The organism is Caballeronia sp. A2-2 (assembly GCF_057612605.2).
Genome location: NZ_CM172587.1, coordinates 3170679 through 3186835, shown reverse-complemented (window position 1 = coordinate 3186835; position 16157 = coordinate 3170679). Strand labels below are relative to the sequence as shown.

General features: G+C 61.6%; 15 protein-coding genes. 11 read left to right on the top strand and 4 right to left on the bottom strand.

The genetic code is table 11. The annotated features are described in order from the left end of the window. The first annotated feature begins 10 nt into the window (after positions 1–10). The 10 genes from rffA (at position 11) to ACZCWR_RS15025 (ending at position 11454) form a co-directional block, all read left to right on the top strand. A complete protein-coding gene (gene rffA, locus ACZCWR_RS15070) occupies positions 11–1171 on the top strand; it encodes a dTDP-4-amino-4,6-dideoxygalactose transaminase (RefSeq protein WP_487301526.1) in 1161 nt (386 codons plus the stop codon). Next, positions 1171–2436 (top strand): O-antigen translocase, encoded by a 1266-nt coding sequence (locus ACZCWR_RS15065; RefSeq protein ID WP_487301525.1) that lies wholly within the window; start codon positions 1171–1173, stop codon positions 2434–2436. Before rffA ends, ACZCWR_RS15065 begins: the two co-directional genes overlap by 1 nt. Next, positions 2433–3350 (top strand): glycosyltransferase, encoded by a 918-nt coding sequence (locus ACZCWR_RS15060; RefSeq protein WP_487301524.1) that lies wholly within the window; start codon positions 2433–2435, stop codon positions 3348–3350. Before ACZCWR_RS15065 ends, ACZCWR_RS15060 begins: the two co-directional genes overlap by 4 nt. A 15-nt stretch (positions 3351–3365) precedes the next feature. Further along, entirely contained in the window at positions 3366–4409 is a 1044-nt protein-coding gene (locus ACZCWR_RS15055; protein ID WP_487301523.1) for an EpsG family protein, read from the top strand. A 36-nt stretch (positions 4410–4445) separates the two neighbouring features. After that, complete coding sequence (locus ACZCWR_RS15050) at positions 4446–5420, top strand: NAD-dependent epimerase/dehydratase family protein (RefSeq protein ID WP_487301522.1); 975 nt, start codon at positions 4446–4448, stop codon at positions 5418–5420. Continuing rightward, positions 5420–6610, top strand: coding sequence for a glycosyltransferase family 4 protein (locus ACZCWR_RS15045; RefSeq protein WP_487301521.1), 1191 nt, complete (start codon positions 5420–5422; stop codon positions 6608–6610). Before ACZCWR_RS15050 ends, ACZCWR_RS15045 begins: the two co-directional genes overlap by 1 nt. Positions 6611–6613: 3 nt before the next feature. Next, entirely contained in the window at positions 6614–7579 is a 966-nt protein-coding gene (locus ACZCWR_RS15040) for a UDP-glucose 4-epimerase family protein (RefSeq protein ID WP_487301520.1), read from the top strand. Further along, positions 7576–8136 carry a sugar transferase gene (locus ACZCWR_RS15035; protein ID WP_487301519.1) on the top strand — a complete coding sequence of 187 codons (561 nt, stop codon included), beginning with the start codon at positions 7576–7578 and terminating at the stop codon, positions 8134–8136. The genes ACZCWR_RS15040 and ACZCWR_RS15035 overlap by 4 nt, the downstream gene beginning before the upstream one ends. Positions 8137–8499: 363 nt before the next feature. Continuing rightward, complete coding sequence (locus tag ACZCWR_RS15030; RefSeq protein WP_487301518.1) at positions 8500–10404, top strand: polysaccharide biosynthesis protein; 1905 nt, start codon at positions 8500–8502, stop codon at positions 10402–10404. 15 nt (positions 10405–10419) lie between these two features. Beyond that, on the top strand, positions 10420–11454 hold the full coding sequence (locus ACZCWR_RS15025; RefSeq protein ID WP_487301517.1) for a glycosyltransferase family 9 protein: 1035 nt from the start codon (positions 10420–10422) through the stop codon (positions 11452–11454). On the opposite strand, the gene ACZCWR_RS15020 is transcribed toward ACZCWR_RS15025, so the two are convergent. The 3 genes from ACZCWR_RS15020 to ACZCWR_RS15010 form a co-directional block, all read right to left on the bottom strand. Further along, complete coding sequence (locus tag ACZCWR_RS15020; protein WP_487301516.1) at positions 11427–12353, bottom strand: LysR family transcriptional regulator; 927 nt, start codon at positions 12351–12353, stop codon at positions 11427–11429. The genes ACZCWR_RS15025 and ACZCWR_RS15020 overlap by 28 nt on opposite strands. A gap of 87 nt (positions 12354–12440) precedes the next feature. Then, a complete protein-coding gene (locus ACZCWR_RS15015; RefSeq protein WP_487301515.1) occupies positions 12441–13040 on the bottom strand; it encodes a phosphatase PAP2 family protein in 600 nt (199 codons plus the stop codon). Positions 13041–13089: 49 nt separating this feature from the next. Continuing rightward, a complete protein-coding gene (locus ACZCWR_RS15010) occupies positions 13090–14091 on the bottom strand; it encodes a GlxA family transcriptional regulator (protein WP_487301514.1) in 1002 nt (333 codons plus the stop codon). A 374-nt stretch (positions 14092–14465) separates the two neighbouring features. Between ACZCWR_RS15010 and galU the strand changes: the two genes are divergently transcribed. Next, a complete protein-coding gene (gene galU, locus ACZCWR_RS15005) occupies positions 14466–15401 on the top strand; it encodes a UTP--glucose-1-phosphate uridylyltransferase GalU (protein ID WP_487301513.1) in 936 nt (311 codons plus the stop codon). Positions 15402–15476: 75 nt separating this feature from the next. Here galU and ACZCWR_RS15000 read toward each other — a convergent pair whose 3' ends face one another. Then, a complete protein-coding gene (locus ACZCWR_RS15000) occupies positions 15477–16157 on the bottom strand; it encodes a hypothetical protein (RefSeq protein WP_487301512.1) in 681 nt (226 codons plus the stop codon).

Below are 16157 nucleotides of genomic sequence, written 5' to 3'. Positions count from 1 at the left end.
GAGGCGCGAAATGTCCGAAGCATCGAAGTCCGAAGAAATGATTCCGTTCAACAAACCCTATCTGCATGGCCGCGAACTGGTCTATATCGCTCAGGCGGTGGCGTCCGGCAAGATTTCCGGCGACGGCATGTTCTCCAAGCGCAGCCACAAGTTCTTCGAGGACCGTTACGGTTTCAAGAAGGCCTTGCTGACCACGTCCTGCACGGACTCGCTGGAAATGGCCGCGTTGCTGCTCGATATCGGGCCGGGCGATGAAGTCATTCTCCCGTCGTACACCTTCGTATCGACCGCGAACGCCTTCGTGCTGCGCGGCGCGAAGCTCGTGTTCGCGGACAGCGGTCCGCTCGAACCGAACATCGATGCCAACGCCGTCGAGGCGCTGATCACGCCGCGCACCAAGGCAATCGTCGTGGTCCACTACGCGGGCGTGGCCTGCGACATGGATCGTTTCGTCGAACTCGGGCAACGGCACGGCATCGCCGTGGTCGAGGATGCCGCGCAGGCGATCGAGTCGTTCTACAAGGGACGCCCGCTCGGCGGCATCGGTGAAATCGGTGCGTTCTCGTTCCACGAGACCAAGAACATCATCTCGGGCGAGGGCGGTCTCACCACCATCAACGACGAGCGCTATATTCAGCGCGCGGAAATCATCCGCGAGAAGGGCACCAACCGCTCGGCGTTCTTCCGTGGCGAAGTGGACAAGTACGGCTGGGTCGATATCGGCTCTTCGTATCTGCCCTCGGAGATCGTCGCGGCGTACCTGTACGCGCAACTCGAACAGATCGAACCGATTCAGGCGCGCCGCCTTGCGATCCACGAGCGCTATCAGCGCAACCTCGCGCCGCTCGCGCGGAAAGAATATTTCGCGCTGCCGTTCATCCCGGACTATGCGACCAACAACGCGCACATGGCGTATATCGTGTGCCGCTCGCTGGAAGAACGCACTCGTCTGGTCGAGCATCTCAAGCAGCGCAACATCATGTCGGTGTTCCACTATCTGTCGCTGCACGCGAGCGCGTTTTACGCGGATAAGCACGACGGCCGCGCGTTGCCCCACAGCGACCGCTACACCGACTGCCTGCTGCGTCTGCCGCTTTTTTACGAATTAACGGATGCACAGGTCGATCGCGTCTGCGCGGAGATCGAAAGCTTCTTCGGGGCAGCCCGATAATGTCGTTACGCTGGCTCAAGGCGTCGATGGCGAGCGCCATCGCGCAGATCACACGAATGATTTGCGGTCTCGCGGTGCTCAAGATCGTCGTCATCGAGCTCGGCGTCGACGGAGTCGGCAAGCTCGGCCACTTCATGAACATGCTGTCGATTCTTTTCGTCTTCGCGGGCGGGGGCATCAACATCGGCATTTCGAAGTATGTCGCGCAGTACGAGTCGGATGCGCCGCGTCTCCGGCAATTTCTGTCGAGCGCCTGGACTTACTCGGTCGGCGCGTCGGCGCTGATCGCCGTGCTGTTCGCGGCGCTCGCGCACAGCGTCTCCGAGATCCTGTTCGGCACCGATGCGTATCAATGGCTGATCGTTTGCATCGGGCTCGTTCAGTTCGCGTTCGCGTACGTCAATTTCGCGACCGGCATTGTGAACGGCTTGCGGATGACACAGGCGTACTCGCGCATCTCGACAATCGGCTCGCTGATCGGCCTGTTGCCGTGCTATCTGATCGTGAGCCGGTTCCATCTGACCGGCGCGGTCTTCGCGCTGGTGCTGGTGCAGGCGGGTCTTTTGATCCCGGCAATCTACGAACTGCGCAAGCTGGAGTTCGGCCGGCCGCATTTCACCCGGCATCCGGGCGATACCGCCGATCTCGGCCGCTTCAGTCTGATGCAACTGTTTTCGGTTGCCACCATGCCGCTCGTCGAGATATTCATTCGGACGCAGATCGTTCACGCGTCCGGCTGGGACGCGGCGGGCATGTGGCAGGGCGTGCAGCGGCTGTCTTACGCGTCACTGAGCCTGTTCACGAGTTTTCTTGCCGTGTACTACATGCCGACGCTGTCGTCGATGAAGAACGCGGAGGAAGGCGTGCGTTATGTATTTCGCACGCTCGCCGGCATTCTCGGCGCCTTCTCGGTGGTCGCAATCGGCGTGCTGCTGTTGCGGGATTTCGTGTTTTCCGTGCTGCTGTCGAAAAGTTTCTCGATCGCGCCGTCGCTATTGGTCGCTCAACTGATTGGCGACTTTTTCCGCATCGGCTCGTATGTGGTGGGTTTTTATGCTGTCGCCAAGGCGGCAACGCGCATTTACGTGATCTGCGAAATCGTGCAGTCGGCGCTTTACGTGCTTGCGTTTTATATCGTCTCCAGAATGGAAGGCGCAGGGCAGGGCGTCTTCGTTGCATATGCCATTTCGAATGGTTGCTACTTCTTGTTTTGCGTATCGGGCCTGCTGATTTATCGTAAGTCCGTGATTGAGGTGTCAAAGTGAATTCGCCGAAACTTTCCGTAGTCGTATCGAGCTATAACCAGCGCGATTACATCACCGGTTGTCTGGAAAGCATCGTCTCGCAGGACGTGGATTTTCCCTATGAAGTCGTGATCTCGGATGACGGCTCGAAAGACGGCACACGCGAAATCATCGAGGAATTTGCGTTGCGGCACCCGAATCTGATCCGGGTCTTGCAGAACGAAAGCAACGTCGGTCCCGCGCGCAATTATTTTCGCGCGCACAACGCGGCGCAGGGCGATTATGTGGCGCATATCGACGGCGATGACATCATGCTTCCCGGCAAGCTGAAAGCGCAGGTCGCCGTGCTGGACGCCAACCCCGATTGCGTGCTGGTCATTCACCGGGCGCGTTATTTCAACGACAGCCGCACCTATGTGACCGATACCGGGGAATTGCCGAGCGGCGAAGAACTGACGTTTTACTCGATCGAGGAAAACGCGCGCTGGGGCACCATCGCGGTTCATAGTTCCTATATGTATCGCGCCAATGCGCGCAGGACCCGCGAGTTCCAGGCCGATTTCATGGAATGGTACTTTACGATGGAGTATCTGCTGGCTCCGGGCACGCGCGCCTGTTTCATCAATCGAATTCTGGTGGAATATCGCTGTAACGATTCCAATTCGGCCTACACGGCATCGCGCAAGGGACGTCAGCGCTCTTACCGGATTCATATCGGTCACCTGATGGATTACTTCGCTGCGCACCCCGCTTTACGCCGCGATATTTACGCGCACGCATTTCTTAATATTCTGACCTATCACCGCGCCGTGCGCACTTTCGAGCCGGGCATGCTCTGGTTTTTGGTGCGCCATCTGGGCTGTTTCGATCTCACCCGCGTAAAGGACGTGATGCGCATTCGTCAGGCAGTCGCTCCGCGCCAAAGAATCCGATAACGGCTTAATTTCGTCATGAGCGACTTCGAGCATCCATTGCAGAACGCGGCAGAACGCAGCGCGTTTCACCGGTTCCGTCTGACCGGGCTTTATATCGTCTTCGTGCTGTTGATCGCGCTCGTCTACGCGTCGGCGACGGTCGGCGCGGACTCCGATAAACCGGCTTACGAGCTGTATTTCTTTTATCTGCAGAATAATCTCGGCGTGCCGATCGGCTTTGATCGTGTCGAGCCGGGCTTTCGTCTTTTCACGTGGCTGATCGCCAGGCTCGGCGGTTCGACGTATCTGTATTTCTCGTTGATCTTCGCGCTCGAACTCTTCGGTTTGACCATACAGACCGGCAAGCGAAGCACGCTGTTCCGAGATCGGTTTTTCCTGCTCGTGCTTTGGCTTGGCTTTCCGTTCTTTTACTCGCTGAGCATCAATGCGGTACGGCAAGGCCTCGCGCTCATTTTCGTGATCTACGCGCTCGACGCGGAACTGAACGGCCGACGCCTGCGCAGTTGGATTCTGATTGCAGGCGGCACGCTTTTCCATGTCAGCACGATCGTCTATCTGCCGCTTTTCCTGTTGTTGCGCCGTCATCTCAACTTCCGCACCTTGCTGATTTTTTGGATCGTCTGCGTGACGTGCGCGGCGCTGTCGGTGCCGCAGCATCTCGTGCAGTTCGCGACGTCCTTCGTGCCGCAGAGCTTTCGCGACCAGTTTCCGTATTACTTCTCCTATCTGACCGGAACGCTGACGACCGAATACGACACCGGTTTCAAGTTCCGTTTCCTGCTGTTCAGCGCGATTCCACTGCTGGCGCTGCTGGCGTCGCGGCCGTTCGGATTCCGGCCGTCGCGCGATTGCATGTTCGTGCTCAGGCTCTATCTGATCCTTAACGGCATGTTCTTCCTGATCGGTTATATCCCGTTCAGCGACCGTATCGCGTTGCTCAGTTGGCAACTCATCCCGATTCTCGGAGTGGGCCTGACGCCGCCTCCGTTGAAGAATTACGTGTGCTGCGTCGCGATCCTCATGGCATTGCTCGCGCTCGGCTACTTTTTCGTCTTTTGATTTTCCAAGGCCACGAGGCCTGTTCAGGAAGAAAGCATGCGTGCATCGGTCACGGGCGCGTCCGGTTTCATCGGCCGTCGTCTGGTAGACAAACTGGTTGTTTTGGGTTGGGACGTCACGGTGCTCACGCGCCGCGGCGACTCGCGCGAGTTCGCGTCATCGGTGAATGTCGTGCGTGGCGATCTGGCCGATGAAAACAGCGATCTGAGCGGTTTCGTCGACGGTTGCGACGTGCTGTTCCATTGCGCCGGCGAGTTGTACCGTCCCGAACTGATGGAAGCGCTGCATGTCGGTGGCGCGCGGCGTCTGGCCGCGGCCGCGCAGGCGCGCAGCGGTAATGGCGCGGCGCCGCTGCACTGGGTCAACCTGAGCAGCGTGGGCGCATACGGCCCGCCCCGCGACCCGCGCGAGCGCCGCGTCGTGCGGGAGGACTTTCCGGCCGCGCCGGTCGGTCAGTACGAGATCACCAAGACGCGTGCCGATGAAATCGTGCTGGATGCATCGAAGCGCGGCGCGGCGACGTGCACGATCGTCCGCCCGAGCAACGTCTTCGGCGAGACCATGACCAACGCATCGCTGCGCGGTCTGTTGTCGATGGTGCGCAAACGGCTGTTTTTCTATGTCGGCGACCGCGATGCCATGGCCAATTACGTCCACGTCGACGACGTGGTCGATGCGCTGATCGCGTGCGGCACGAATCCGGCGGCGCGCAACCGCGTGTTCAACGTGGCGCACGATTGCCGGCTCGAAACGATGATCGCCGGGTCGGCCAGCGCGCTCGGCGTCGCGCCGCCCCGGCTGCGGGTGCCCGAGTGGACGGCGCGGCTCGCCGCATCGACGGGCGGACGGCTGCCGGGCTTTCCGCTGACTCACGACCGGATCAACGCGCTGGTCGGCCATACGCACTACGCATGCGATGCGCTCCACGACACGCTCGGCGTGCGTCCGTCGATCACGGTTGCATCGCGCGCCCGCGCCATGCTCGGCATGCCGACGGCGGAGACTGCGTGATGGCGGCCAACGCTCAACAAAGTCAACGCTTTGCGCATCGATCGACGGAACGGCCGCGCCTGTGCGTCGTGTCGACGATCGCCACGCCCTTGCGTGTCTTCATGGGTCCGCACATCGCGGCGCTGTCCGAGACTTACGACGTGACCATGGTCTGCAACGGCGAGCGCGGCGAACTCGAACCCATGCTCAACGAGCACGTGACGTTCGTCTCCTGTCCGATTCGCCGCGACATCTCGCTGGCGCAGGACATCCGCTGCACGGTCTGGTTGCGGCGGTTCCTGCGCGACGGCCGGTTCGACGTGATTCACACGCTGATGCCGAAGTCCGGGCTGCTCGGCATGATCGCCGGCCGCCTCTCCGGCACGCCGATGCGCTTTCACACCTTCACGGGCCAGGTCTGGGCGACGCGCACCGGCCCGATGCGCGCGCTGCTCAAGACCATGGATCGCGTGCTGGCCGCCTGCGCGACGCGGCTTCTCACCGACAGCCAGTCGCAGATGAATTACCTCGTCGACGAGGGCATCGTGTCGCGCGAGCGTGTCGAAGTGCTCGCCGATGGGTCGATCTGCGGCGTCGATATCGAGCGGTTTGCCCGCGATCCGGCAATGCGCGCGCGCTTGCGTGCGGAGCTGGGCGTGCCGGACGGCGGTACGCTGTTCATGTTTCTCGGCCGCGTCACGGTCGAGAAGGGCATCAACGAATTGCTGAGCGCGTTTCGCGAAGTGGCGGCCGCGAAGCCCGATGCTCATCTCGCGATCGTCGGACCCATGGAGGCGGACTTCGACCGCGCGCTCGCCGAGACGGCGTCCGCGACCGGTGGCCGGCTGCATCGGATCGGCTTCACGCTCACGCCGGAGCATTACATGTCGGCGGCCGACGTGTTCTGTCTGCCGAGCTACCGCGAAGGGTTCGGCACCGTGATCATCGAGGCGGCGGCAGCCGGCTTGCCGACCATCGCGTCGCGGATCTATGGTGTCTCGGATGCGATCGAGGATGGCCGTACCGGGCTGCTGCACACGGTGCGCGATGTGGCGCAGATGCGCGAGATGATGCTGCGCCTGATCGACGATCCCGCCTTGCGCGACCGGCTCGGCGAAGCGGCGCACGAGCGCGCGGTCACGCGTTTTCCGAAGCAGCGGCTGGTCCGGGCCATGCTCGATTTCTATAACAAGGAACGCATCAAAGCGTAATTCATGGCCTCCACGACACTCATGAATAGCAAGGTGATGGTGACCGGCGCGAGCGGCTTCGTCGGGAAGCGGCTCTGCGAAATGCTGGCCGAGCGCGGCGTTAACCATGTCGGTACGTCGCGCAGCGGCGGCGCTGGTTTGACCGCGGTCGGAGAACTGCGCGCCGACACCGACTGGAGCCCGGCGCTGCAAGGCGTCGACGTGGTCGTGCATCTGGCCGCGCGCGTCCATGTGATGGTCGAAACCGAATCCGATCCGACTCAGGCGTTCCGGCGCGCGAACGTGGACGGCACCATCCGGCTCGCCGAGCAGGCCGTGCAAGCGGGCGTCCGGCGCTTCGTCTACGTCAGCTCGGTCAAGGTCAACGGCGAGGCGACTCACGCGCGGCCGTTCTCGGTCAATGACGCGCCCGCGCCGGAAGATCCTTATGGCGTTTCGAAGCGCGAAGCCGAGGACGCGTTGCGGACCTTCGCCGCGCAGGCCGGTCTGGAACTGGTGATCGTGCGCCCGCCGCTCGTGTACGGTCCCGGCGTGAAAGCCAACTTTCTGAACCTGATGCGCGCCGTGCGGCGTGGCATGCCGTTGCCGATCGGTGCGGTTCGCAATCTGCGCAGCATGGTCGCACTGGACAATCTGACGGATTTTCTGATTCTCGCGGCCAGCCACCCCGATGCGCCGGGACGCACCTTCCTGATCTCGGACGGCGATGATCTGAGCACCGCGACACTCGCGCGCAAGCTCGCTGCCGCAATGCAACGATCGCCGCGCCTCGTTCCCGTGCCACTCTGGGCGCTGCGTCTGATCGGCAGGCTGACAGGCAAGTCGTCGGTGATCGACCGCCTGACTTCGTCCCTGCAGGTCGACAGCAGTCCGTGCCGCGATGTGCTCCGCTGGACGCCGCCGAAGTCGGTGGACGAAGGCATCGCCGCGGCCGTCAATCATTTCCTGACCCGCGAGGAGGCACGATGAAGCGCTGTTTCGATCTGGCGCTGGGCATTGTCGCCGCGCTCATTCTCGTCATACCGACCTTGCTGGTCGCGCTTCTGGTGAAGCTGACCTCGCCCGGGCCGGTGTTGTACTGGTCGGATCGTGTCGGCCGCAACAACGACATTTTCCGAATGCCCAAATTCCGGTCGATGCGCGTCGGCACGCCGGCCGTCGCCACGCATCTGCTGTCGAATCCTGATTCGTATCTGACGCCGATCGGCGGTTTCCTGCGCAAAAGCAGTCTGGACGAACTTCCGCAGCTCTGGTCGATTCTATGCGGCGACATGAGCTTCGTCGGACCGCGTCCGGCGCTTTTCAATCAGGACGACCTGATCAAACTGCGCACCGAGAAGGGCGTGCACACCTTGCGCCCGGGCTTGACGGGCTGGGCGCAAGTCAACGGCCGCGACGACCTGCCCATTCCCGTCAAGGTGGAGTTCGACGAAGCCTATGCGCGCCGGAAATCGCTGGCGTTCGACATCCGCATCCTGTTTCTGACCTTCGTGAAGGTGTTGGGACGGGAAGGCGTCTCGCACTAGGGAAGAAAATCGTTACAAAAATTTTGATCGATCCGAGACAGGACGCAACGCTTGGCGCTCATCGCGCAGGCAGGTTTTCTGCTGAAAGCTTGGGCCACGGCGCCTGATGGCGCTGGGTCAACGCGTTTTTTCAGCACTTCGCGCGGCCCTTCGACGGTTCATCCGACGATAGACAAGTTACATGGGTCAGGTAGCTTGTGACCGGGCGGCAAGGCATAATCTTTTCCCGCGATGCTTCGCCCCGGCGTGCGCGAGAACGCGTGGCCCCATGAGCGCCCGCCCTTGCAGGCGCCGTGCAATTTCAGTATTAGTTCAGTATTTGCTGCCCGGTCATCGAACCAGGCAAGTGGAGGTGGGTTACCTATGTTTCGACACAAGTCCTCGTGGATCTCGTTCATCGCCTTCATCTTCGATTTGTGCGCAGTCGTCGGAACGTGGCTCGGCGCCTATCTGATCCGCTTCAACGGACCGGTCCCTTACGAATACTGGAGCGGTGCGCTGCGCGCGTTGATCTGGGTGCTTCCGGTCTACGGACTGATGTTCCGGGTGTTCGGCCTGTACCGCGGTATCTGGGTGTTCGCGAGCTTGCCGGACCTCTTGCGCATCTCCAAAGCCGTGGGCTGGGGCGCGCTGACCGTGATGGTGCTCTCCGTCGTGGTTCAGCCCGTGCCGATCATCCCGCGCTCGGTGCTGATCGTCTCGCCCTTGCTGCTGTTTCTCGGAATGGGCGCGCCACGCGCACTGTATCGTGCGGCGAAAGAATTTCGTCTGTATGGCGGACTGGTCGCGGAAGGCAAGCCCGTGCTCGTGCTCGGCGCGGGTCGCGCGGGCGCGAATCTGGCGCGCGAACTGTCGCGTTCGAGCGAGTGGCGTCTCGTCGGCCTGCTCGATGACGACACCGCCAAGCATGGCCGCGAAGTCTATGGCTATAAAGTGCTGGGCCGCATCGATGACCTGGCGCAATGGGCGGAGAAATTCGGCACCGAATACGCGATCATCGCGATCCCTTCGGCATCGGCCGACGACCAGCGGCGCGTCGCCACGCTTTGCCTGAACGCAGGCGTGAGCGCCATGGTGCTTCCGGCGCTCACCACGTTCACGGACGAACAGGCGGCTCTGTCCCGAGTGCGTCAGATCAATCTGGAGGATCTGCTGGGCCGCGCCGCCGTGACGATCGACACCCAGCACGTCGAAGCCTTGCTGCACGGCCGCGTGGTGATGGTCACGGGCGCAGGCGGGTCCATCGGTTCGGAGTTGTGCCGTCAGATTCTCCGTTTCGCGCCGGCGCAACTGGTCGCGTACGACATGTCGGAATTCGCCATGTACCGGCTCACCGAGGAATTGCGCGAGCGCTTCCCGGATACGCCGCTGGTGCCGATTGTCGGAGACGCGAAGGATTCGCTGCTGCTGGATCAGGTCATGGCACGCTACGCACCGCATATCGTGTTTCACGCGGCGGCCTACAAACATGTCCCGCTGATGGAAGAACTGAACGCGTGGCAGGCCGTGCGCAACAACGTGCTGGGCACGTATCGCGTGGCGCGTGCGGCGGTCAACCACAACGTCAAGCATTTCGTGCTCGTGTCGACCGACAAGGCCGTCAATCCGACCAACGTGATGGGCGCGAGCAAGCGGCTCGCCGAAATGGCGTGCCTCGCGTTGCAAAAGACGAGTCGAAACACGCAGTTCGAGATGGTCCGCTTCGGCAATGTGCTGGGCAGCGCGGGCAGCGTTATCCCGAAGTTCGAGGAGCAGATCCGCAAGGGCGGCCCGATCACGGTTACCCACCCCGAGATCACGCGTTTCTTCATGACGATTCCCGAAGCGTCGCAACTCGTGTTGCAGGCATCGAGCATGGGGCAGGGCGGCGAAATCTTCATTCTCGACATGGGCGAGCCCGTGAAGATCACGAATCTCGCACGCGATCTGATCCGTCTGCACGGCTACACCGAGGAAGAGATCCGGATCGAGTTCACCGGTCTGCGTCCTGGCGAAAAGCTCTATGAAGAACTGCTCGCCGACGACGAAACCACCACGCGCACGCCGCACCCGAAACTGCGTATCGCGCAGGCGCGCGGCGTGGCGGAGAATTTCCTCGGCGAACTGCTGCCGTGGCTCACGCAGCATCGCGTGTTGCCGGACGACGAAGTGCGCCGCGATCTGCGTCGCTGGGTGCCGGAATATGCACCGGTGAGCGCGCCGTCGCTGCAAGCCGTGCACAGCCTGCCCGCCGCGCAGTCGGCGAACGAGCGCGGCGCGGCGGCCTGAACCCTGGCTCAACGCATGGTCACGACGCTCGACGACGTGCATGCGCTGAGCCACGCAGGTTCGCTTTTGTCCGGCGAGCGCCTGATCCTCGCACCCTACGACCTCGAAGTATCGAACCATGCGGCAAGCGGCTTTTCCGCCTTGCCGTCATCCATTCACCACGCGCCGTTCTCTACCCAGTACGAGCACGCGCGCCACGTCCATCTCATCAACGCGTTCGGCGTCACCCTCGGCGATTCGATCATCGGGCTGACGGCCTTGTTCGCGCTGGCACGACGCTATCCGCATCTGACCTTCACGATCCATCGCCCGGCGCATGCTCCGCGTTTCGTGCAGCATTTGTATGAACTTGCCGCGCCGTTCGCAGGCGAGATCGTCGATCTGCCCGTGCCGCTCGCCGCGTTATCCGATGACGCCCTGAAAATCGACATCGGCAATCATCTGTTCTGGCCGTCGTTCGCCTCGATGCCGATGATCGACTTCTTTCTCTGGGCCATGGGCATCGCGCCGGAAAGCGTGGCGGCGGAGGACAAGTGCAATCGCTGGCTTAAAGGTCTTCCGCTGCCGAAGGCACCGCAGCACGATTACGTGCTCCTCTGCGCCGACGCCAGCACGCCGGTGCGCAGCATTCCGATGGCGGCGCGCGAACGCATCGTCGAGCGCTTGTGGGAAGCGTTTGGCTGGCCTGTGCTGGGTTTCGGCGCGGTCGATCATCCGCGCTATCGGGACATCGCCGCGCAATCGCGCGATACGGCCGAGTTTCTCGCATGGGTCGGTGGCGCGCGGCACGTCGTCACGTCCGATACGGCGGCACTCCACATCGCCGCAGGTTTCGACGTGCCGACGACGGCGTTCTTCACCACCATCGCGCCGGAGCTTCGCGCGCGCGATTACGGGCGTTGCGTGTCGATCGACCTTGGCTTGACGCATCTGCAAGGCATGCACGCGAGCGCGCGGGAGAGCGATCTAAACGCAGTAGAACGCGCATTTCGATCCTTCGACTTCGACACGATGCCGCTCGCTCAGGCCGCCACTTTCTCGCGTATCTGAAAGATCGGCAGACGCGAATACAGCTCCGCCACCCAGTCGATGAACACGCGCACGCGCCGTGGCTGATGCCGGTTCGCCGCATACAGCACCGACACCACGCGCGCATGCGACGGAAACTCGCTCAACACTTCCCGAAGCTGTCCGGTCCTGAGATACGGTTCCAGCGTGTAGCTTGAACTTTGAATCAGCCCGAGACCGGACACCCCGGCGGCGATATACGAATCCCCGTCGTTCACCGCGATCTTGTGCTTCATCGCGAAGGTGCGCGCTTCGTTATCGACGGCGAATTCCCAGTTGCGCACGCGCCCCGAGTTGTTCAGCACATAACCCACGGCGAGATGATGTTCGAGGTCATCGAGCGTCATCGGCTCGCCATGCTGCTCGATATATCGCGGCGATGCGCACGTGATCTGCGAATACGCGCCGATACGCTTGGCCACCAGCCCGACATCGCCCACCGCGCCCACGCGCACCACGCAATCGACGCCTTCCTCCACGAGATCGACTTGCCGATCCGTGAGCAACAGTTCGATGCCGATATCCGGATACGCCGCGAAGAAGTCCGGCAGCGCGGGAATGATGGTGCTTTTCGCCATGACCTGCGGCAGGCTGATCTTGACCGTGCCCTTGGGACTGGTCTTCGAATGCGCGAGCGACGCTTCCATGTCGTCCACTTCGCCGAGCACGCGCACGCAGCGCTCGTAATACGCTTCGCCGTCCTCGGTGATGCTGATGCTGCGCGTCGTGCGATTGATGAGCCGCGCGCCCAGATGCGCTTCGAGCGCCTGCAGCGTGCGCGATACGCTCGCGGGCGGCAGGCGCAGGGCATCGGCGGCTTTGGAGAAACTGCCCGCCTCGACCACGCGCGCGAACACTTTCATTGCCAGGAAACGATCCATGCTGACAATCCCGGTTAGTTCGATGAATTGCGACTAACCGACGATCATACTTGGGATCGTCATCCGGCGCGGTTTCGGTGCAACGCGTCAGTCCAAACCGAGCCCGCGGCACACCCACCAAGAGTAATGCTCGATCAGGCTTTGAAAGGGCGCGTGATGCCCATAAGCCAGCGTGGACACCGCCAGCAGCGCGACCCCGGCGAGCGCGGCGCGCGGCATCTTACGCGGCTGGCTGAACACGCGCATGAGCAGCGTCAACGCGATGGCCGCACCGAGCAGCCAGCCCGTCACGACTTCGGAAGTCGTATGCGCGAGGATCAGCACGCGGCTCACGCCGATGGCCGCCGCGAACAGCAGCCCGGCCGCCGCGCCCACTCTGTACCAGCCGCGTCCGAACCCGCCGAGCAGCAGGCCGCCCGCCACGGTGTAGATGGCCGCCGACAGCATGGTATGTCCGCTGATCATGCGGAAGTTGATGGCTTCGACTTCGAGGCCGCAACCCGCGTAGAGAATCTTCGACAAACCGACGAGCGCCATGCCCAGCATGAGCGCAACGGCCCAGAAAATCGCGAGCCGTTTTTCCACCGTGCGCAGCCATAGGCCGCACACGACGGCGAGCGGCAGTGTGAGTGCCGCATCCCCGAAATTCGAAAAAGCCCACAGCCAGAATATTGTTTTGGTCGTCATGCGACTCCGTGACAGATGCGCATCAGGTCGATGCGCCGGGTTTCATGATTCATGAGGTGTCGCCCTGTTTGCGCCGGCCGGCCAGTCGGTACTCGGTCGGCGAGATGGACAGGCGCTTGCGGAAAATCTTGGCGAGGCCGTCGCCGCTGCCCGCGCCGCAGCGGCGCGCGATCTTGTCCACCGGCAGGTCGGTCGCGGCGAGCAGCATGCAACTTGCGTCCAATCGGGCACGCAATAAGTATTCCGATGGCGTGAGGCCGATCTGCGCCTTGAAGCGCCGCAGGAAATTGCGCTCGCTCATGGCCGCGACGCGCGCGGCATCCGTGATGGAGATGGGCTTCACGTAATTTTCGCGGATCCAGCGCGCGGCTGCATCGATTTTCTGACGCACGCCGCCGCCATCGGTATCTTCGAGCAGCGTGGCGAGTTTCTGCCACGCGCCTGGAATGGTGCGTTCCGACACTTCGCGCGCCACCGCCGCACCGTGATCGCGCTTGATGATCGACAGCGCCGCCGCGATCGGACCTTTCGGGTCGTCCAGCGTCAGCGTTTGCTCGGCGATGAACAACGCGCTCGACATCGCGGGCGTCAGCGCCGAGGACAGCGCTTCCTCCGGCTCGCCCGCGAAATCGAGCGAACGGTTCTGCAGCGTGAGATTCGCCGCCGCCAGAATGTGCGCGCCGTCGCCGATCGCCTTGATGAACGGAATCTTCGGCGCGACGCGCCCGAGCCGCTTGCGCAGCACGATATCGTGACGCGCCTGCCGCGCCCCCGCGCCACCGGCGATGAACAAGGCATCGCACTCGTTCATCCAGCGCGTTTCCAGACTCTCGGTCCAGATGCGCAGCGAACAACTGCTTGCCACGCTGCCGCCATCCGATGACAGGAATTGCAGCGCGTAGTTAGGCCTCGGTCCGCTGTCCACCGTGGTGCGAACCTGATTGGCGAGCGCGAAGACTTCGGAAATCGAACTGACTTCGACCAGCGAAAAGTCCTCGAAGATCAATATGCCGATCCGTTTCGCCATGCTGGCCGAATCGGTGGACGACATATCGGGCTCGGGCTCTGAGCGAACCACTTGCAGCCTGCTTGCGCCCGTACCATGAACATATGACATCGAACTTCTCCCTCACTCCTCAGGGTTCCTTACCGGAACGTGCATGGCGGGAATATGAGACCAATTGAAGCCACTATACGCGGCAGCCCACATCCGCCGCGTGCCAAGTCGGAAAATGGCGAAGTGTTGGCAGATGATTTCGATATTCAAGGAATAAGCTGGCGTTGCTCGTGTCGTCTGATGAAATCGGGCGCATTTTTGTCGTGGAATCATTCGTCACACGCGCGTGTCACAGTACAAGAAAAAGGCGGCTGCGGTTCGGTGCGAACCCGGCGCGCCTTCGATATTTCAACGGGATCGAGGTGAGCATGCTCGAAGTGCGCAAGGCGGTATTTCCTGTAGCGGGCCTCGGCACGCGATTTCTTCCGGCGACGAAGGCCAGTCCCAAGGAGATGTTGCCGGTCGTGGACAAGCCGCTGATTCAATACGCGGTCGAAGAGGCGATGGCTGCGGGCATCACCGAGATGATTTTCGTGACCGGGCGCAGCAAGCGCGCGATCGAAGACCATTTCGACAAGTCCTACGAGATCGAGGCGGAACTGGAAGCGCGCGGCAAGGAAAAGCTGCTCGAACTCGTGCGCGGCATATTGCCAAGCCATGTCACGTGCATGTATGTGCGTCAGGCCGAGGCGCTCGGTCTGGGTCATGCGGTGTTGTGCGCGGAGAAGATGGTCGGCGGCGAACCCTTCGCGGTCGTGCTCGCGGACGATTTGCTCGATGGCGTGCCGCCCGTGCTTTCGCAAATGGTCGATGTGTTCGATCACTACCATTCGTCGGTGATCGGCGTGGAAGAGATCGATCGTCGCGATTCGAAATCGTATGGCGTGATCGAAGGCAAGCCGTGGGACGACGGGTTGTTCAAGCTTTCGCGCGTGGTGGAGAAGCCGGAGCCTGCGGTGGCGCCGTCGAATTTCGGCGTGGTCGGGCGGTATGTGCTGATGCCGCGTATTTTCGAATTCCTGCGCAAGCAGCAACCGGGCGCGGGCGGTGAAATTCAGTTGACGGATGCGATTCAGGCGTTGCTCGTGGAAGAGCAAGTGCTGGCGTTTCGGTATCGCGGTCAGCGGTTTGATTGCGGCAGCAAGCTCGGGTATCTCAAGGCGACGGTGGAATTCGCGCTGCGTCATCCGGAGGTGAAGACGGAGTTTGAGGCCTATTTGCGGGCGCAGTTTGGCACGCCTGCGATCGTCGAGGAAGCGCCCATCACCGACGGTGCGGACGACGAAACGATTGAAGCGGCTTGAGTAGGGATGGAGAATGAAGGCGGCGCGCAGGGATGTGCGCCGTTTTTGCTTGATGGGGCTGAAGCGTAAGTGCGGCTAAACGATCTCCAGGCAGGCCATGCTTGTGCAATGGTTCATGTCGCCGTGTTTTTGTTGCTTGGCGTCGTTGCGCTGCTGGAGTTCTTCGGGCGTTAGGTAAGAGCGCACTATTTCAAGTGAACGGAAATCGGTGGTGTTTTCGAACGTCGATCGTGCGGGCTTATCAGGCGCGCGTTGATATTGTAGATTCACGTAGACATCAAAAGGCGAGTCGTCCGACAACGGAAGACGAAGATTGAGGCCAACTCTGTTAGGAAAAGGTGTTGGAAGATTAGGTGCATTAAAGTAGCTCAAAACCTCTTTCCTAACCCCGTCTATCAATTCACCTCTCTGTAAGCGATGCAGGCCAAGACCTTGTTCAAGCGTGTCACGCGGAATATTGGATGTAATCCAGTCTTCTACGTCCAATAAGAATCGCCTTGATATACCGTGCTTTTGAAGATCCCACTGCGTTTCTATCCTGAATGCGGCTCCGAAGCCATCAAAGCCGTAGGTATACGAGCGCAGATCATCGGAAAGAAACGGAGCCTTCTTTCCTAGCTCTTTCTGCACTTCGTCCATACTCATGGTTCCGGCGACCCACTTCAGGCCGATATCCGTCACGCGGAAAATCTGTTGGCGCTGTTTATCGGTCAGATCGCGTTGCGCGGGCCAGCCGATTCTGGAGCTATCGGTCAT